Source organism: Ruegeria sp. BF6 (genome assembly GCF_056538665.1).
Map to the genome: position 1 here is coordinate 717,308 of NZ_JBQFTN010000001.1, position 17,260 is coordinate 734,567.

The 17,260-nt window shown below is 59.7% G+C and carries 17 protein-coding genes; 8 read left to right on the forward strand and 9 right to left on the reverse strand.

From position 1 onward, the window contains the following. Positions 1–6: 6 nt before the first annotated feature. Entirely contained in the window at positions 7–1,191 is a 1,185-nt protein-coding gene (locus ACR0IM_RS03645; RefSeq protein WP_480680854.1) for a M24 family metallopeptidase, read from the forward strand. Next, positions 1,188–2,345 (forward strand): acetylornithine deacetylase, encoded by a 1,158-nt coding sequence (gene argE, locus ACR0IM_RS03650; protein ID WP_480680855.1) that lies wholly within the window; start codon positions 1,188–1,190, stop codon positions 2,343–2,345. Before ACR0IM_RS03645 ends, argE begins: the two co-directional genes overlap by 4 nt. Here the strand turns inward: argE and ACR0IM_RS03655 are convergent. The 6 genes from ACR0IM_RS03655 to ACR0IM_RS03680 are packed head-to-tail and all read right to left on the reverse strand — an operon-like array spanning position 2,342 to position 8,026. Further along, complete coding sequence (locus ACR0IM_RS03655) at positions 2,342–3,208, reverse strand: urea carboxylase-associated family protein (protein WP_480680856.1); 867 nt, start codon at positions 3,206–3,208, stop codon at positions 2,342–2,344. The two genes, argE and ACR0IM_RS03655, sit on opposite strands and share 4 nt — an antisense overlap. A 28-nt stretch (positions 3,209–3,236) precedes the next feature. Further along, positions 3,237–4,715, reverse strand: a complete 1,479-nt coding sequence (locus ACR0IM_RS03660) for an aldehyde dehydrogenase (RefSeq protein WP_480590618.1) — start codon at positions 4,713–4,715, stop codon at positions 3,237–3,239. An 8-nt stretch (positions 4,716–4,723) separates the two neighbouring features. Further along, positions 4,724–5,758 (reverse strand): LLM class flavin-dependent oxidoreductase, encoded by a 1,035-nt coding sequence (locus tag ACR0IM_RS03665; RefSeq protein ID WP_480590615.1) that lies wholly within the window; start codon positions 5,756–5,758, stop codon positions 4,724–4,726. A 12-nt stretch (positions 5,759–5,770) separates the two neighbouring features. Further along, positions 5,771–6,679, reverse strand: coding sequence for a flavin reductase family protein (locus ACR0IM_RS03670; RefSeq protein WP_480680857.1), 909 nt, complete (start codon positions 6,677–6,679; stop codon positions 5,771–5,773). After that, positions 6,676–7,455: an alpha/beta fold hydrolase gene (locus ACR0IM_RS03675; RefSeq protein WP_480680858.1), complete on the reverse strand. Its 780-nt coding sequence runs from the start codon at positions 7,453–7,455 to the stop codon at positions 6,676–6,678. Before ACR0IM_RS03675 ends, ACR0IM_RS03670 begins: the two co-directional genes overlap by 4 nt. Continuing rightward, positions 7,427–8,026: an amino acid synthesis family protein gene (locus tag ACR0IM_RS03680; RefSeq protein ID WP_480590606.1), complete on the reverse strand. Its 600-nt coding sequence runs from the start codon at positions 8,024–8,026 to the stop codon at positions 7,427–7,429. The genes ACR0IM_RS03675 and ACR0IM_RS03680 overlap by 29 nt, the downstream gene beginning before the upstream one ends. A gap of 108 nt (positions 8,027–8,134) precedes the next feature. On the opposite strand from ACR0IM_RS03680, the gene ACR0IM_RS03685 reads away from it, so the two are divergent. From ACR0IM_RS03685 to ACR0IM_RS03705, 5 genes are all read left to right on the forward strand, one after another. Beyond that, complete coding sequence (locus ACR0IM_RS03685; RefSeq protein WP_480680859.1) at positions 8,135–8,998, forward strand: LysR family transcriptional regulator; 864 nt, start codon at positions 8,135–8,137, stop codon at positions 8,996–8,998. A gap of 77 nt (positions 8,999–9,075) precedes the next feature. Further along, positions 9,076–10,326 carry a sarcosine oxidase subunit beta family protein gene (locus ACR0IM_RS03690; protein WP_480680860.1) on the forward strand — a complete coding sequence of 417 codons (1,251 nt, stop codon included), beginning with the start codon at positions 9,076–9,078 and terminating at the stop codon, positions 10,324–10,326. A gap of 13 nt (positions 10,327–10,339) precedes the next feature. Continuing rightward, positions 10,340–10,627: a sarcosine oxidase subunit delta gene (locus tag ACR0IM_RS03695; protein WP_420584153.1), complete on the forward strand. Its 288-nt coding sequence runs from the start codon at positions 10,340–10,342 to the stop codon at positions 10,625–10,627. After that, complete coding sequence (locus ACR0IM_RS03700; RefSeq protein ID WP_480680861.1) at positions 10,624–13,569, forward strand: sarcosine oxidase subunit alpha family protein; 2,946 nt, start codon at positions 10,624–10,626, stop codon at positions 13,567–13,569. The genes ACR0IM_RS03695 and ACR0IM_RS03700 overlap by 4 nt, the downstream gene beginning before the upstream one ends. Next, positions 13,562–14,122 (forward strand): sarcosine oxidase subunit gamma, encoded by a 561-nt coding sequence (locus ACR0IM_RS03705; RefSeq protein WP_480680862.1) that lies wholly within the window; start codon positions 13,562–13,564, stop codon positions 14,120–14,122. The genes ACR0IM_RS03700 and ACR0IM_RS03705 overlap by 8 nt, the downstream gene beginning before the upstream one ends. Before the next feature lie 8 nt (positions 14,123–14,130). Here ACR0IM_RS03705 and ACR0IM_RS03710 read toward each other — a convergent pair whose 3' ends face one another. From ACR0IM_RS03710 to ACR0IM_RS03720, 3 genes are read right to left on the reverse strand one after another with little or no spacing between them, the layout of a single operon-like run. Continuing rightward, positions 14,131–15,129 (reverse strand): GlxA family transcriptional regulator, encoded by a 999-nt coding sequence (locus tag ACR0IM_RS03710; protein WP_480590588.1) that lies wholly within the window; start codon positions 15,127–15,129, stop codon positions 14,131–14,133. A gap of 49 nt (positions 15,130–15,178) precedes the next feature. After that, positions 15,179–15,427 (reverse strand): hypothetical protein, encoded by a 249-nt coding sequence (locus ACR0IM_RS03715; RefSeq protein WP_480640545.1) that lies wholly within the window; start codon positions 15,425–15,427, stop codon positions 15,179–15,181. A 3-nt stretch (positions 15,428–15,430) separates the two neighbouring features. Continuing rightward, positions 15,431–16,273, reverse strand: a complete 843-nt coding sequence (locus ACR0IM_RS03720; protein WP_480640546.1) for an alpha/beta fold hydrolase — start codon at positions 16,271–16,273, stop codon at positions 15,431–15,433. 94 nt (positions 16,274–16,367) lie between these two features. Here ACR0IM_RS03720 and ACR0IM_RS03725 point away from each other — a divergent pair, with 94 nt between their 5' ends. Further along, positions 16,368–17,249 carry a LysR family transcriptional regulator gene (locus ACR0IM_RS03725; protein WP_480640547.1) on the forward strand — a complete coding sequence of 294 codons (882 nt, stop codon included), beginning with the start codon at positions 16,368–16,370 and terminating at the stop codon, positions 17,247–17,249. The last annotated feature ends 11 nt before the right edge of the window (positions 17,250–17,260 follow it).

Genomic DNA, 17,260 nt, shown 5'->3' on the forward strand with positions numbered 1-17,260 from the left:
CAGCCCATGGCCCATGCCGATCCGGCCTTCAGCCAGGCCGAATACGACCGTCGGCTGTCAAAGACGCGCGCGGCCATGGCAAAGGCAGGGCTGGATGCGCTGTTTGTCGAGGACCCGTCGAACATGGCGTGGCTGACGGGGTATGAGGGCTGGTCCTTTTACGTACACCAGGGCGTGCTGGTCCTGCATGACCAAGACCCGATTTGGTGGGGCCGCAATCAGGATGCCAACGGCGCGCGGCGGACGGTCTGGATGTCAGATGAACGGATATACGGTTATGCGGACCACTACGTGCAATCGACCGTCCGACACCCGATGCAGGACCTCGCAGCGCTGATCCGAGCCTGCGGCCTGGGCTTGGGGCGGATCGGCGTTGAACTGGACAACTACTATTACTCGGCCAAAGCACATCTAACCTTGCTGGCGGAACTTCCACAGGCTGAGTTGGTCGATGCGAATGCGCTGGTAAATTGGCAAAGAGCTGTGAAATCCGGTGAAGAGATCGCTCTGATGCGCAAGGCTGCCCGCATCTCGGAACACGTAATCGACGGGGTGCTGGAGCGGGTCGAACCAGGACTACGCAAGAATGAGTTGGTCGCGCAGATTTACCATGATGCCATCTCGGGAGTTGGGAACGACTGGGGGGATTATGCTGCTATCGTACCTCTGTTGCCTTCGGGTCCGGATGCCGCAGCCCCGCATCTGACATGGGATGGCGCACCCTTCAAACCCGGAGAGTGCACATTTTTCGAACTGTCCGGCTGTTACCGTCGCTATCACACACCGTTCTGCCGGTCAGTTTTTCTGGGCCAGCCGCCAGACCATTTGTTGCGGGCCGAGGCGGCGTTGGTCGAAGGTCTTGAGGCCGGTTTGGACGCTGCCCGCGCAGGCAACCAAGCGCGCGACATAGCCCTGGCACTTGCCGCACCACTAGAACGTGCCGGGATCGAACGAGGTGCACGCTGCGGCTATCCGGTGGGGCTCAGCTATCCGCCGGACTGGGGAGAGCGCACTATTTCCCTGCGCCCCGAGGATGAGACCGTTCTGGAACCTGGTATGGCCTTTCACTTCATGCCCGGCCTTTGGATGGACGATTGGGGCCTTGAGATTACAGAGACGATCCTGATCACCGAAACCGGACCTGCCGAATGTTTCTGCGATCGGCCCCGAAAATTATTCGTGAAACCATGACCCTGGACAGAACCACCGAAATTCTCGCCGACCTGATTGCCTTTGAATCGGTGTCCGCCGATAGCAACCTTGAGATCATTCGATATCTAACTGATCGGCTTGAAGCGCTCGGCGCTAGGTGCATCGAAACGCGGGATGCCACCGGTACCAAGGCCAACGTCTTCGCCACGCTGGGACCCGACATGCAAGGCGGCATTCTGCTGTCCGGCCATACGGATGTGGTTCCCGTGACCGATCAGGACTGGACCAAAGACCCGTTCCAGATGACTGAACGGGACGGTCGGCTGTATGGTCGCGGCACCTGCGACATGAAGGGGTTCATTGCTGCCGCGTTGGCCTTTGCCGAGACACTGGATCCCGGCAGGCTAACCCAACCGCTACACTTCGCATTCACCTATGATGAGGAGACCGGCTGTTTGGGCGCTCAAAACCTCGTCAATGACCTCTCTGAACGCGGCATTGTTCCAGACATTGCAATCATCGGCGAACCCACCGAGATGCGGGTGATCGAGGGGCACAAGGGGTGCTTCGAATACACCACCAGCTTTGTCGGCCTCGAAGGGCACAGCTCGGCCCCCGATGACGGTGTCAACGCTGCCGAATACGCGGCGCGCTATATCGGCAAGCTGCTGGAATTACGCCACATCCTGAAATCCCGCGCGCCAAAGGGCAGCCCGTTCGAGCCACCATGGACCACGGTCAACGTCGGTCGCATCTCGGGCGGCGTCGCCCATAACGTCATCGCCAGCAAGGCCGAAGTTGCGTGGGAAATGCGCCCGGTTCAATCCAGCGATGCAGAACTGGTGCGCAATACCCTGTCCGACTATGTGCAGCACACTCTCCTGCCGGAAATGCAGGCGGTTCACCCGAACGCCGGCATCACGCAAGAGGCTGTGGCCGAGGTCGAAGGGTTGGAACCCATGGACGTCAACGCAGCCCGAGACCTTGTTGCTGAATTGACCGGCGCCAATGGCATAGGTGTCGTTGCCTTCGCTACCGAGGCCGGGTTGTTCCAGCAACTGGGTGTGCACGCAATTGTCTGCGGGCCGGGTTCGATCACACAGGCACACAAGGCCGATGAGTATGTCGAGATCGAACAGCTCGATCTGTGCTGCCGGATGTTGAACCGTTTGGGGCGTCGCCTAACGTCTTAACCCGTTCCATGTGTCCGGTCATAGACGGATCGCGGCGGCTGAACATTCGACGCGCGGGCAACTTCCCCCGGATCATAGACCTCCATCACCAATGGGTAACAGGCGGCGACGTCCGACGAATGCTCGGACGAACAATCGCCGCCAGGACAGGCCGAGAGCCCGACGATCAGGTCGATCTCGGCGTAGAATTCAAGATAGTCCCCCGGACGCACCGGACTGGCCTTCATAAAGTATTGACCGGTATCGCGGGTAAAGCCGGTGCACATGAAGACATTGAGCACATCATGCACCAGCATCTCGGCCTCGTGCAGTGGCAGGTCACAATGACTGGCCAGCGCGCGTGTCAGGTTCGAATGGCAGCAATAGTGGTAGTCGTCGCCGGACAGCAACCGCCCGGTATAGGGATCGCAGCGCGTACCGATCACGTCATGGACCGAGCCACCAAAGGCATCAAACCCGTACCAGTCCAACGTGTCGTCAACTATGGTCGCCATGGGGCGCATGTTGGGAAAGCTTGACCACATGCGGTCTCCGGTCGACAAGTGCGTGCCATGCAGCGCCCGGGTTTTGCCGGAATAGAACCGCTCGGTCAGGTCGTGTTTGTTCCACATGTTCAGATCGCCGACCTGTGGACCATCGACCGACAATACCCGAACAAACGCCCCGGCGGGCACGTCGATGCAGGTGGCGTCCCGAGGGGTGGCGGTGGCTTCGGCAGTCTTGGATGCGCCCTTTCGCAGTTTGGCCAGTGTCGCCAAATCCGGCTGATCCAACGTTTCTGGCGGGTAGCAGATGACCGGAGGAATGGCTTTGCGCTCATCCGCGTCCACAGGTGCCTTGAAGTTCGGTTCTTCCAGTTTCATTAGCGCCCTCCCCTGCGTTTACACAGGCTTAGCGCATTATAAACGGGTTCGCCATCGGCTCTTGCGCGGTGCTGATCCAGGTGGTTTTGGTCCGGGTATAGTCGAGGATCGCCTCGACCCCGGCCTCTCGTCCATAACCCGACTGATTGAACCCACCAAAAGGCGCAATCGGAGAGATCGCGCGGTAGGTATTCACCCAGCAAATCCCCGCCCTGATCCGTTTCGACACCCGATGCGCCCTCGCCAGATTCTGCGTGAAGACGCCAGAACCCAACCCGTAAGGTGTACTGTTTGCCAACGCGATGGCCTCTTCCTCAGTGTCGAACGGCAGCAAAGACATGACCGGCCCGAACATCTCAACCTTAAGCGTTTCGTTCTCGGGTGAAGCGCATTGAACCAGTGTTGGTGTCATGTAATTCCCCGGACGATCCGCAGGCGCACCACCAAAGCGGATCACCGCGCCCTGACCCTGCACTGTGGCCAATGTGGCCTCGATCTTGCGCACCTGTGCAGCGGTACAGAGCGGACCGACATGCGTATCGGGTTGCAGCGGATCGCCCAGCCGAATGGCGCTGGCTTTCTGTTCGATCCGTTCAATCAACGGCTCCAGAATGGATCGATGCACCAACCCGCGCGTTCCCGCCACGCAGCTTTGACCGGACGCACCAAAGTTTCCGGCAATCAACCCGTTCGCCGCGCCATCCAGATCGGCGTCATCAAACACAAGAATCGGCGACTTGCCACCCAGTTCCAGCGAAGTGACCGCAAAGTTTTCAGCCGAGTTGCGCACCACATGCCGTGCGGTCTCTGGCCCACCGGTAAAGGCGATCCGGTCGATACCTGGATGGCGGGTCAGTGGAATCGCGCAATTCTCGGCGTCGCCGGTGATGACCGAGACGACACCGGGTGGGAACCCGGCCTGTTCGACCAACCGGGCAAACTCCAACATCGGCGCTGGCGCGATTTCCGAGGCTTTCAGAACCACCGAACACCCCGCCGCCAAGGCCGGGCCCAGCTTGGTGGCCGTCAGGAACATCTGTGCATTCCACGGAACGATGGCCGCAACAACGCCGATCGGTTCGCGCGTGGTGAAGACGTGCATGTCGGGCTTGTCGATGGGCAGAACTGTACCCTCCACCTTGTCCGCCAGCCCGGCAAAATATCTGTAGTAGTCAGACACATAGCCCGTCTGCGCCGAGGTTTCTGCCAGCAGCTTGCCGCTGTCGGTGGTCTCCAACTCTCCCAATCGTGCAGCGTTTTCCGCCACCAGATCGGCCAGACGATAGAGCAGCTTTCCCCGCGCGGTTTGAGTCATGTCGCGCCACGCCGGATCATCCAGAACCCGTCTGGCAGCAGCGACAGCGCGATTTACGTCGGCGGCCGAGGCGCAGGCAAATGTTGCCCACCCCTGTCCGGTCGCCGGGTTTTCGGATGTCATGACCTGAGCATCTGACCCCTCGGTCCATTCGCCATCAATGAACAGCTGAAAATGCGGAAGGTTTCCCATAGTGATCCTCACTGAAAGGCTGGCATGACATCGTCGATGAACCGCGCCAGAGAGGCGCGTTTGCGGTCGTTGGTCATGCCACTGTCAACCCAGAACGAAAACTCATCATAGCCCAGATCCTCGTAACGTTTGATCCGGTCAATCACCTGCTGCGCAGTCCCGACAGTCAGGTCTCGGCCCAGTTTCTCGGTAGTGTACATCGGATTTGCGTCCATTTCCTCGGGCGAGATCGGTTCGATCAGTCCTTGCTGAATGGGTCGCTTATTCAGGAACCACGCGCCGAAATAGTTATAGTAGCGCCGTAAATCCTCGACGCCCTGCGCAACATCTGCATCATCGTTGCCGACATAGGTATGATGCAAAAGCATGATCTTGGGGCGCGGCCCGGAATAGCTGTCGCAGGCATCATTGAAACGGCCTATCAACGTTTCGATCTCTTCCATCCCCTGCCACAACGGGGTGACCTGAATGTTAAAGCCGTTGTGAACGCCGAACTCGTGACTGTTGGGGTCACGCGCCGCGATCCAGATCGGTGGGCCACCGGCCTGCAGCGGTTTAGGGGCCGACGTCGTCGCAGGAAACGAATAATACTCGCCTTCATGCGCGCAATCCCCTTGCCAGATCTTCGGCAACAGAGGCGTGGACTCGCGCATTTTTTGCCCGGCCTCCCATGCGTCCATGCCCGGCGCCAGCCGCTCGTATTCAAACGAATACGCCCCGCGTGCCACCCCCAACTCAATGCGACCTTTGGTGATCTGGTCCGCTGCCGCAGCCTCCCCGGCCAGTTTGATCGGGTGCCAGAACGGCGCGATCACTGTGCCGGTACCCAGCCGCACATTTTTGGTATGATGCGCAAGATCGACCAGAGGCAGGAACGGGTTGGGCGCAATGGTAAACTCCATTCCGTGATGTTCACCGGTCCAGATCGCACGCATACCCCCTTCATCGGCCATCTTCGCCAAACCCACGAATTCGTCGTAGAGCACATCATGAGGCTGGTCGGGCGTCAGACGCTCCATATGGGCAAACAGGGAAAACTCCATCATCCGGCTCCTTTAGCGAAAACTGTGAATGTCACCCCGTTCGGCGTCGCCAAGATACAAGGCGAAATCGCCGGTCTGGGCTTCACGCGCGAAGCGGGTCATCATGTGGTGAATGCCGGGGGTGGCATAGGTCAGGTTGGGAAGGTCTTTGACCGCAATCCAGCGGGTGTTTTCGGATAGCGCGGCCGGATCGGCCGATGCCAGAAAGAACGTGTAGTGCAGCTTGGTGTCCACATCATTGAAGGCGGAATAGACCTGATCGATCCGAGCCTGAATGCCCCGTTCGGCTAACCCTTGCGCCAGCCTGTTCCGCTGGCCACCGGGTTCGGCCCCTTCGACCTGAACGGGGCGGAAACGCCCGTCATGATGCTCCAACAGAACCTTGTCATCTGCCGTTATGATTGCGCCGCAAAGCGTCGGCACTTTCGAGTCGATCTCACGCTCCAGCCCAAGGCTGAAATAGGAACCGCTTACATAGCCAAGGCCGTCACCGGCAGCGTGCGAGAACTCGCACACTTGACCCATCAGAATGGTATGATCTCCTGCGGGGATGGCTTGGTGCGTTTCACAGCAGAACTGCGCCAGCGCCCCGTCGATCAGAGGCAGGTCGTGCGCACCGCTGCGGTGGGCAACTTTGGCGAACCGATCTCCCTTGTACCCAGCAAAGGTGTTCGAGACGTCCTGCTGACCCTCGGCAAGAATGTTGACGGCAAAATATCGACAGCCTGTAAAGACCTCGTAGCTGGACAGGAACTTCCCCGGACAGACCAGTAACAACGGCGGATCGAGAGACACGGAGGAAAAGGAATTCGCCGTGAAGCCGACCGGGGTGCCGGCTGTGTCGCGTGTTGTCACCACCGTCACACCGGTCATGAAGCTGCCAAAGGCATCGCGCAGGGCGCGAGGATCAAGCATCGTCATGGCAAGCACTCCTGCAGAAAGCGCAACAGGATATCGTTGACCGCATCCGCATGGGTCATCGGGATCATATGCGCGGCGTTCGGGATGATCTCTGCCCGTCCCTTGGGCGCCAACCCGGACATGTCGCGCGACATCCGAGGGGTCGAATTCGGTTCATCCGCGCCGGTCAGAAACAAGGCCGGGCAAGCAAGTGTAGCCAATTGCGCCTTGGTCGGCCCATCACTTTCAGCGAACACCGTGTACGCCGCTTTGTAACCGCGCGGATCAACCTCTTGCAGCCAGCGCGCGCAGGCGTCGCGCTCAGCCGATGCGTCCTTGCCAAACCACCGTTGCAAAGTTGCCGTTGGATCATTTGGTTGTTGCTCATCCAGGGAATGCGCCCGCGACAGGACGGCCTGCCGAGCTGTTTCCGATCGCTGAAAAATAGCGTTCAGGGCGGCAATACCTTTGAGATTCGGATTGCCCGAGGCTGCAATCTGGGTCGCAATCAGTGCTCCCATCGAATGCCCGATTATTACGGCAGGTTCCTGTATCAACGCAGCAACCGGCGCGGTATAGCTGTCCAACCCACTGACCGCCGCGAACGGGGTTTCGCCATGCCCGGGCATATCCGGACACAGCACGCGATACCCGGCAGAGACCAGCGGTCCGATCTGTCCGCCCCATGCCTCGGCCCGCAAACCGACGCCGTGCAGCAGAACCACCAGCGGCCCCGTGCCCACTTCTATCGCGGCCAGACCGTTGAACTCAGACCGAAGCCGGGTTGTCCACGTCATGACCCAGATCCTTCAAATCCTGATAGCGATCCCCGATCCGATGGTGAGGGCGCCCCGAGGTCGCGCCACCCAGCACTATCACGACCTCATCCGCGCGCGGGGCGTCTGGAATGGCGAATTGCAGAGTCAGGTAGTGAGACCGGCGACCGGCGTCATTCTTGTCCATCAACGGCACCATGATCGGTGCATTTGCCGGACCCCTTGTATTGGTGAAGGACAGGTAGGATTTTGCCGCCACCGCCTGCCGGAAGTGATTGCCAAAATGCAGCGTGTGGATCAGGCCCGAGGCGTGCTCGACCTCACCATCCAGCCCCACAACTGCGGCCTTGCCATAGGCTTCGATGGCATCACCGCTTCCTGCCAAGGTAATCATCCGGCGGGTCAGCTCTTCGCCCAGGATCGGGGCAAAGCTCAAAATCTCGGGCCGCAAATCTTCGACATAGCGGCCCGCCCAGGGGTTCGACACAACGGCGGCCACTGCGAACATGCGCCACGGGCGCTCGGCCTTGCGAAACCCTTCGACCAGAACCTCTTCGTCATAGGTCACGATTTTCCGAATACTTGGCTTCACGAGCGCCCCCTTTTCTGTCGTTGGCAAACTATCCACGCCCGAGGGCCGCTTTGACAAACGAAAGAACTTTGGTCTTAGGTATTAGTGACTCTAATATGTAGGTTACCAATGTCGAAATCCCTGCCCCCTCTGACATGGTTCAGATCGTTCGAAGCCGCGGCCCGACGCCTGAGTTCGACCGCCGCCGCCGAGGAGATCGGGCTTACGCAATCCGCCGTCAGCCAGCAGATCAGATCGCTGGAAACGCGGCTGGGGGTGGTGCTTTTCCACCGCCACGCGCGTGGGTTGTCCCTGACCGACGAAGGTCGCAAGCTGTTGCCACAGGTCGAAGCCGCGCTTGAGATGTTGCATTCCGCCGCCTCGCCTTATCTGGCCGAGGAACGGGCGCGGCATATTACCGTTGCGGCCTCGGTCAGTGTGCTAGAATGGGTGATATCCCCAGCCCTTCCGCGATTTCAGCAACAGAACCCCGATACCTCTGTGCGGTTCGTCAGTACGATCTGGCCTGATGAATTTGCCGCATCGCGCGCGGATGTCGAGATCCGGTTCGGCTCGGAAAAGCAGGTTGGCCGGGATGCAACGGCATTGTGGCCCAACCACCTGATTGCGGTGAAAGCACCGAAGCTTTTGGGCGGCTTTCAAGACTTGCCACTTATCGGAACTGTCGGCACTTCGGACAATTGGGGGTCTTGGGCCGAAGCGACCGGCCTGCAAGTTGGTGCCCCTGTGTTAAATGTCGATTCCTATGGGCTTGCGTTGCAACTGGCCACGACCGGCAATGGTGTTGCTCTGGTCAACGCCCTGATCGCCGACCACGCTCTGCAATCCGGTCAGGTGGTACTTGCATCCGAAGCCTCCGCCCCGGCCAGTGAAGGGTACTTTCTGGCGGTTCAGCGCCGCTCGCCCGAGGTTGATGCCTTTGCGCAGTGGTTTACCAAAATTCAGCGGCAAGAGACACGCAACCAAGTCTGATTCAACCACGTTAATGTCGCATCTGAGGATATCCAAGCGCCGCAGAATAGTGAATTCTGACGAAAAAGGTCCGATTCATGCGATATTCCGGCTTTCGAGTTATTAAAGAGGCGCTTACCGGCCACAAAGGGTGGAAACCGGTCTGGCGCGAGCCCGAACCCAAGGCGCATTACGACATCATCGTCATAGGTGGCGGTGGTCATGGGCTGGCGACGGCGCACTACCTGTCCAAGGTCTATGGTCATCGTAACGTGGCTGTTGTCGAAAAAGGTTGGATCGGCGGCGGCAATGTGGGGCGAAACACGACGATTGTGCGTTCGAACTATATGCTGGACGGGAATGAACCGTTCTACGAGTTCTCGATGAAGCTGTGGGAAGGTCTCGAACAGGACCTGAACTACAACGCAATGATGAGCCAGCGCGGGATCCTCAACCTGTTCCACACCGACGGACAGCGCGATGCCTATACAAGGCGCGGCAACGCGATGATCCTGAATGGGGCAGATGCCGAGTTGCTGGATGCCGACCAGGTGCGAAAGGAGCATCCCTACCTGAATTTCGACGATGCCCGCTTTCCGATCAAGGGCGGCCTGGTTCAGCGTCGCGCAGGTACTGCCCGCCACGATGCGGTGGCCTGGGGTTTTGCGCGGTCGGCTGACCTGCACGGCGTCGACATCATCCAAAATTGCGAGGTCACCGGTCTGCGGATCGAGAACGGAAAATGTCTGGGGGTCGAGACCACCAAGGGCTTCATCGGCGCGAACAAAGTGGGTTGCGCGGTTGCCGGCAGTTCCAGCCGCGTGATGGGAATGGCCGGGATGCGCCTGCCCATCGAAAGCCACGTCCTGCAGGCCTTTGTTTCCGAGGGCCTGAAACCGATCCTGCCCAGCGTCATCACCTTTGGAGCTGGGCATTTCTATGTCAGTCAGTCCGACAAGGGCGGGCTGGTTTTTGGCGGCGATCTTGACGGCTATAATACCTACGCCCAACGCGGCAACCTGCCCGTGGTCGAGGATGTTTGTGAAGGCGGCATGGCCCTGATGCCAATGATCGGTCGCGCCCGTCTGTTGCGGATGTGGGGTGGTGTGATGGACATGTCTATGGACGGCTCGCCAGTTATAGACCGCACCCCGGTCGAAGGGCTCTTTTTCAACGGTGGATGGTGCTACGGCGGGTTCAAGGCGACCCCGGCCTCGGGCCATTGTTTCGCGCATCTTCTGGCCAAAGACGAGCCTCACCCGGTCGCCACCGCTTATCGCCTCGACCGGTTCCAGACGGGCCGAATGATCGACGAAAAAGGCGTGGGCAACCAGCCCAACCTGCATTGAGGGGGACCATTCAATGATTATCAACCATCCCCTTCTGGGCCCACGCGATGCATCGGAGTTCACCTATCTGGGTGATGCCTCGCTGATCGACCGCCCCGACTGGCAGGCCGAGAATGCAGCTGAGGCGTTTTATGAATACGGCTATTTGCGCGACAACCCGGCTGGTGAGCACCAAGAGTTGTGGTATCACGAGGCCGGAGACCGATCCTGGCTGGTCGTCACGCGCAATACGCTGACACATGAGATCTCAAAGGTGGAACTGGCCCGTGACGTGGCCCGCGCACGGGGGCGATCCAAATGACCCAAAAAAACCGGCTTAATGGCGGCCAGATCGACCGCAACACCTCTCTCTCCTTCCGGTTCGACGGGCGCAGCTATACCGCGCATCCCGGCGATACTCTGGCCTCGGCCCTTCTGGCGAACGACATGCGCTTGATCGGACGCTCATTCAAATATCACCGCCCGCGCGGGTTGCTGACCGCCGGGTCCGAGGAACCCAACGGCATGGTCGAACTGCGCACCGGTGCGCGGAAGGAACCCAACACCCGTGCCACAACGATTGAGATGTTCGACGGGCTTGAGGCGAAGTCGCAGAACCGTTGGCCCAGCCTGAAATTCGACGCGCTGGCCGTGAACGATATGTTCTCGAATTTTCTGTCTGCTGGATTCTACTACAAAACTTTTATGTGGCCCGCCGCATTCTGGGAAAAGCTGTACGAGCCGATGATCCGTCGTGCCGCCGGCTTGGGATCATTGTCGCAAGAGGACGACCCGGACGAATATGACAAAGGGTTCCGTCATTGCGATCTGCTGATCATCGGTGCCGGACCTGCCGGCTTGATGGCTGCTCTGACCGCTGGGCGTGCCGGAGCTGACGTCATTCTGGCAGATGAGGATTTCGCCCTTGGTGGCCGTCTGAACAGCGAAACCTTTGCGCTGGGAGATCACAGCGCTTCGGATTGGGCGGCTCAAGCGGTTGCAGAGCTATCGTCTTTGCCCAACGTCCGGCTGATGCCGCGCACCACCGTGATCGGCGCGTTTGATCACGGCATTTATGGCGCAGTGGAACGGACCGGGGATCACCTGTCCACCCTGCCCGCAGGCAAACCCCGTCAGATTCTGTGGCGCATCTATACGCAAAAGGCGCTGCTTTGTGCCGGGGCGACCGAGCGTCCGATTGCGTTCGAAAACAACGACCGCCCCGGTATCATGATGGCCAGCGCCTTGCGGACCTATGCCAACCGTTTCGCGGTTACGGCGTCGCAGCGCGTTGCGATTTTCACTAACAATGATGACGGCCACCGCACCGCATCGGATTTGCACGCCAAGGGCGTCAAGGTTGCTGCTGTGGTGGACGTGCGCGAGGATGCACCCTCCAGCTATGATTACGAAGTCCTTAAAGGCGCAAAAGTCGTCAACACCAGGGGTCGCCTCGGACTGAGCTTCGTCGACGTTGCGATGCCGGACGGATCGACCCGCATGCTGGATTGCGGCGCGCTGGGCGTGTCCGGGGGATGGAACCCGAATGTTCACTTGACCTGCCATCAACGTGGGCGCCCGGTCTGGAACGAACTCTTGGCCGCCTTTGTCCCCAGCGCCGAACTGCCTGTCGGCATGTCGGTCGCAGGCGCGGCGAACGGGATCATGTCGACCCACGGCGCCTTGCTGTCCGGCGCGGAAGGCGCAGCCAAAGCTCTCGACCTGACAGGTGCCCTGCCCGCCCTACCCGAGGTCGAGGACACCCCGGTCGCGCAGGCGCCCTTCTGGTACGTCCAGGGATGCAAGCGCGCCTGGGTGGATCAGCAGAACGACGTGACGGTCAAGGATGTGAAGCTGAGCTACCAAGAGGGATTCCGTTCAGTCGAGCACCTTAAACGCTATACCACGCTGGGCATGGCCACCGATCAGGGCAAGACCTCGAATATCACCGGGCTTGCGATCATGGCCGAAGTGGCCGGAAAGTCGATCCCCGAAGTTGGGACAACTATCTTCCGCCCGCCTTACACACCGGTCCCGATTGGCACCTTTGCGGGCCGGATGAAGGGAAAGGAATTCCATCCGACCCGCCTGACACCCTCGCATTATTGGGCCAAGGAGCGCGGTGCGGTGTTTGTAGAGGCCGGCAACTGGCTGCGCGCACAGTGGTTCCCCCTGCCCGGTGAGGCGCACTGGCGGCAATCGGTGGATCGCGAAGTGCGCCAGACCCGCGCCTCGGTCGGGGTGTGCGACTGCACAACGCTGGGCAAGATCGACGTGCAGGGCACCGATGCAGCCGAGTTCCTGAACCGCATCTACGCCAACGGTTTCGCCAAACTGACCGTGGGCAAGGCCCGCTATGGCCTGATGCTGCGCGAAGATGGCATGGTTATGGATGACGGCACCGCGGCGCGGCTGGCCGAGGATCACTTCGTTGTTACAACGACCACCGCAAACGCCGTCAGTGTCTATCGTCACATGGAATTTGTGCGCCAATGCCTGTGTCCGGACATGGACGTCCAGCTGATCTCGACCACCGAAGCCTGGGCCCAATACGCGGTGGCCGGACCCAACGCGCGCAAGCTGTTGCAAAAGATCGTGGACCCGGAGTTTGACATCTCGAACGAGGCCTTCCCCTTCATGGCTTGCGGCAACATCACCGTGTGCGGCGGGCTTCGGGCGCGGCTGTTCCGGATCTCGTTCTCGGGCGAGTTGGCCTATGAAATCGCGGTGCCCTCACGTTATGGCGATGCGCTGATGCGACGTTTGATGGCCGAGGGCGAAGAGTTCGACGTTATCCCCTATGGCACCGAAGCGCTGGGTGTGATGCGGGTTGAAAAAGGCCACGCCGCCGGGAACGAGCTGAACGGCACTACCACGGCATTGAACCTTGGCTTAGGTAAAATGGTGTCCAAAAAGAAGGACAGCATCGGCTCGGTCCTGTCGGAACGTGAAGCTCTGGTCGAACCGGATGGCCTGCGGCTTGTGGGGATCAAACCATTACAGTCAGAGGATAAGGTCACTGCGGGCGGACACTTGATGAATGCCGATGGCCCGGTCGATGCGGCGCATGATCAGGGTTATGTTACCTCGGCTGTCTACTCGCCCATCCTGAACAGCAATATTGGGCTGGGTCTGGTCAAAAACGGTTCGGAACGGCTGGGCGAGAAAATGCGTCTGGTCTCTCCCCTGACCAATCTGACGGTTGAGGTCGAGATTGTCTCGGCCCATTTCGTTGACCCTGAAGGAGAGCGTCTGCGTGCATGATCTTATTGCGATAACCGCCCTGGGCGGAGCTGAGCCGCGTGTGGACACCGTAGGGGGTGTCACATGCACCGAAGTTCCCGAGGTGGCGCTGGCGTCGGTCGCCGCGCGCATGGGACAGGAACCCAACGCCGCCCAGGCGCTTGCCAAGCTGGTTGACGCGCCAACGCCGGATATTGGCCGCTGGGCCGGAACGACGGTCAAAGCGTTTTGGGCCGGATCGGACCAATGGATGATAGAGGCCCCGTTTGACAGCCACGAAGAGCTTGCAGATCAGGTTAAGGCGACCGTCGGGAATACGGCTTCGGTCACGGAACAGACGGACGCGTGGACACGGTTTGATCTGAGCGGCGACGGCATTCCAACGGTGCTGGAACTGTTGTGCCAACTCGACCTGCGCAAGTTTGATGAGGGCAGCGCCGCGCGCTGTTCGATCCATCATGTGGGCTGCTTCGTACTGTGCCGGTCGCCCGAAATGGTCAGCATATACGGTCCGCGATCCTCGGCCGGATCGCTGCACCACGCCATCGTAACAGCAATGCGCGCGGCGCTATAAAGTTACTGTCAAACCGAGGGAAGTGGCGCGTTGTCCTCGACCCGAAACCGGTTTATGCGGCGCCTGTCCTCGCTGGGGCTCAGCCCGAATGCCGCGCGGTAATGAGTTACCAGCGGCGAGACCGAGCTGTATCCAACAGCCTCGGCGATCTCGGGGATCGGGTCCTTGGTATAAACCACCATCTGCCGGGCCGCTTTCATACGCATGGCGCGGTAATAGTGGGTTGGACTTTGCCCCGTCGCCTGCTTAAAGGCGCGCTCGATCTGACGGGGTGTCACACCCGCCTGCCGCGCCACGTCTGCAATCGAAATCGGCTGACTCATATGAGCAGCAAAAAGCGCAACACTGCGCGACACAAGCGGCGGCAAACTGTCACCCGTACCAGGCGCATTTGCGCTGGGAACCTGCTGCCGGACCCCCGCCCCGCGCATCATCGGATGTTGGAACCAACAGGCGACCTCATGGGCGACATCTCCGCCCAGCCGGTCCTGAATCAGATGCAGCGCCAGATCAAAACCCGCTGCGGCACCGGACACGGTGCAACGGCTGGCGGTCCTGACAATCACTTCGCTTCGAGCATCCATGTCAGGGAATTCGGCCTCGAACGCGGCTTCATAACACCAATGGACTGATACAGGATGACCCTGCATGACCCCGGATCGCACCAAGGGGAAAACGCCTGCGCTGATGCCACCAAGAACCGTCCCGTGTCGGCCAAGGCTGCGCAACATGCCATTTCCGGACGTCGAGTTGTCGAAAACCGAGGTCGGACTGCTGAGCAGGAACAGAATGTCGATGTCCTTGTATTCCGCCAGCGATCGTTCGGCCTCAAAGCCGACGCCGGCGCTGGATAGAACCTTTTGACCGTGTTCCGAGATCAGCGACCAGCAAAACGCTTCTTGCCCGGCGATTTCGTTGGCCGCCCGCAACGGTTCGATCACCGAGGTGAGGCAGGCCATGGGAAAGCCGTCAAAAAGTAGAAAGCCTATCTCGATTCTTTTTTCCATGCGCATAGGGCTGTCCTAGCAGGAAACGCACGGTAGCCCTATGCGAAGTTTACGCCCAGCGGATCAGCCCGATAACGGCCGAGGTCGCGTAGAACCCCTGAAGCAGCAGAAAGGTCCAACGCCGGTCGATCACGGCCCAAGCGGCAAACAGGCCAGCGGACAAAAGCAACAGTGCAAAGCCCAGCAGTTCCGCCCCAGTATTCGACGCGATCAGCAGTGCGTAGGCCATCGCCAGAACCGACCCGGTAACTTCAAACACGGTCGTCAGACTGCGGCGAGGGGTTTCGATCTTGGTCATGACTCACCCCTTTCGCTTAAGGAAGTCGACCAGCAGGGCCGATATCTTTTCTGGCTGGTCTTCCATCGCAAAGTGTCCGCAATTTTCCAGAATAATCAGTTCAGAGCCCGGAATGGCGTCATGTAGCTTGTACGCCCAGTCGACCACCTGCCACGCATCATTCACCCCCCAGATCAGCTGAACCGGCAAGGCGCCGAGTTTTGCATAATCGATGCTGTTGGTGTGTTTGGGTTCATAGTGGCGAACCTGATGCTGGAACAGGCTACCCTGCCCGATGGGTCCGCTGATAAAGTCCAGATACGTCTCTAACGCCGTATCGACCAGGCGCTGTTTGTTTACAACGGCCGAGGAAAGCCACTCGCGAAAATACGCCCGGTGCTGGGTATCGTCTGCATCGATCAGGTGTTGCAGGCCCGCTTGCATCTGCTCTTTGGTCCGTTTCGAGGGCCAGCTGTCAAAGCTGACGACATCGATCATGGTCAGCGACCGTATCCGGTCAGGCGACTGAACGGCAAATCGAGGAGCAACCGCGCCACCGATATCGTGCGAGATCACGTGCAGGTCATCCAGCCCCCACAGATCCAGCAGCCCCTCGAGGATCGGAACTTGTGCGGTAACCGAAGTATCAACTGACGGATCCCAGGGGCGTTCGGACAAACCAAAGCCCAACAGGTCGTAGACATGAACCTTGTAGCCAGCGGCAACCAGTTCAGACAGCACGTTTCGCCAGATATAGGACGAGGATGGCGTACCGTGGATCAGCACGACGGGTTCGCCCGCGCCATAGGTTCCATGCGAGATGCGGGTGTTGTTGATCAAAGCGTGGTCGGTGACGAGGTGTGACATGGTTGGTCTCCGGTAATTAGTCTTTCACCGTGAATAGACCGCCGTTAGTATGTGACTCAAATGAATGATTGTCATTTTTCAATTAGAATATGTCATGGCTAATAACATGAATGAACGTCTGGAAATCGATGCCCTTCGCGCACTGCTCGCCATCTCGGCCCACGGCGGCGTAACGCGGGCGGCGGAACATCTGGCACTGTCGCAATCGGCGGTCAGCCACAAGATACGGAGGCTGGAACACGCGTTGGACTGCGATCTTCTGGCCCGCCGCGCCGGTGGCCCGCTGTTCACCGACGCCGGTCAGCGGCTGTGCGAATACGCCCGCCGGATCACCGAACTGCATGACGAAGCCCTGGCAGCCCTGGGCAGGAAGCCCTTGTCCGGCACCATCCGCCTGGGCATGACCGAGGACACCACCACCAGCGGTATCGCCCGCATCCTGGGCCGTTTCACACGGCTGTACCCCGAAGTGCACGTTCGCACGCGAACCAGTCAAAGCCTAAACGTGCAGGCCTGGCTCAAGGCCGGTGAACTGGATGTGGCGGTCATGCAGATCTTTCGTCAGGACGTAATGCCCGACGACTTGATCCTGTTCGAAGATAACCTGCATTGGGTCAAATCGCCGGAGTTTCGTGTCGACCTAACCGCCTCTGTTCCGTTCCTGTCCTTTGACAGTCAGTGCTTTTATCGGCATTGGGGCATGGGTCACGGACCGCATAGGTTCGACAATGTTCTGGAATGCCCCAGCGCAGCCGGCATCCAGTCGGCGGTGCGCTCGGGGCTGGGCGTGGCTCTGCTGAACGGCCTGCACGTCACCCCGGATATGGAGATCATTGACGGCCTGTTCCCCACCCCGCCCAGGATTGCCTATGTCGCGCGGACGCACCTGAAAAGGCGAAACCCTGCGGCGACGGCACTGATCGAAGAAATCCGAAAAGAGGTTGAAAGCGCCATACCTTTGCGCATCGCAGGCTGAGCCCGGCGTTT

What these genes read in the sequence shown, in the direction of transcription:
- ACR0IM_RS03695 (WP_420584153.1), top strand. Translation starts at nt 10,340, where the DNA reads ATGATTATCAACCATCCCCTTCTGGGCCCACGCGATGCATCGGAGTTC.
- ACR0IM_RS03685 (WP_480680859.1), top strand. Translation starts at nt 8,135, where the DNA reads ATGTCGAAATCCCTGCCCCCTCTGACATGGTTCAGATCGTTCGAAGCC.
- ACR0IM_RS03655 (WP_480680856.1), bottom strand. Translation starts at nt 3,208, where the DNA reads ATGAAACTGGAAGAACCGAACTTCAAGGCACCTGTGGACGCGGATGAG.
- ACR0IM_RS03710 (WP_480590588.1), bottom strand. Translation starts at nt 15,129, where the DNA reads ATGGAAAAAAGAATCGAGATAGGCTTTCTACTTTTTGACGGCTTTCCC.
- ACR0IM_RS03725 (WP_480640547.1), top strand. Translation starts at nt 16,368, where the DNA reads ATGGCTAATAACATGAATGAACGTCTGGAAATCGATGCCCTTCGCGCA.
- ACR0IM_RS03715 (WP_480640545.1), bottom strand. Translation starts at nt 15,427, where the DNA reads ATGACCAAGATCGAAACCCCTCGCCGCAGTCTGACGACCGTGTTTGAA.
- ACR0IM_RS03720 (WP_480640546.1), bottom strand. Translation starts at nt 16,273, where the DNA reads ATGTCACACCTCGTCACCGACCACGCTTTGATCAACAACACCCGCATC.
- ACR0IM_RS03660 (WP_480590618.1), bottom strand. Translation starts at nt 4,715, where the DNA reads ATGGGAAACCTTCCGCATTTTCAGCTGTTCATTGATGGCGAATGGACC.
- ACR0IM_RS03700 (WP_480680861.1), top strand. Translation starts at nt 10,624, where the DNA reads ATGACCCAAAAAAACCGGCTTAATGGCGGCCAGATCGACCGCAACACC.
- ACR0IM_RS03645 (WP_480680854.1), top strand. Translation starts at nt 7, where the DNA reads ATGGCCCATGCCGATCCGGCCTTCAGCCAGGCCGAATACGACCGTCGG.
- ACR0IM_RS03665 (WP_480590615.1), bottom strand. Translation starts at nt 5,758, where the DNA reads ATGGAGTTTTCCCTGTTTGCCCATATGGAGCGTCTGACGCCCGACCAG.
- ACR0IM_RS03670 (WP_480680857.1), bottom strand. Translation starts at nt 6,679, where the DNA reads ATGACGATGCTTGATCCTCGCGCCCTGCGCGATGCCTTTGGCAGCTTC.
- ACR0IM_RS03690 (WP_480680860.1), top strand. Translation starts at nt 9,076, where the DNA reads ATGCGATATTCCGGCTTTCGAGTTATTAAAGAGGCGCTTACCGGCCAC.
- ACR0IM_RS03675 (WP_480680858.1), bottom strand. Translation starts at nt 7,455, where the DNA reads ATGACGTGGACAACCCGGCTTCGGTCTGAGTTCAACGGTCTGGCCGCG.
- argE (WP_480680855.1), top strand. Translation starts at nt 1,188, where the DNA reads ATGACCCTGGACAGAACCACCGAAATTCTCGCCGACCTGATTGCCTTT.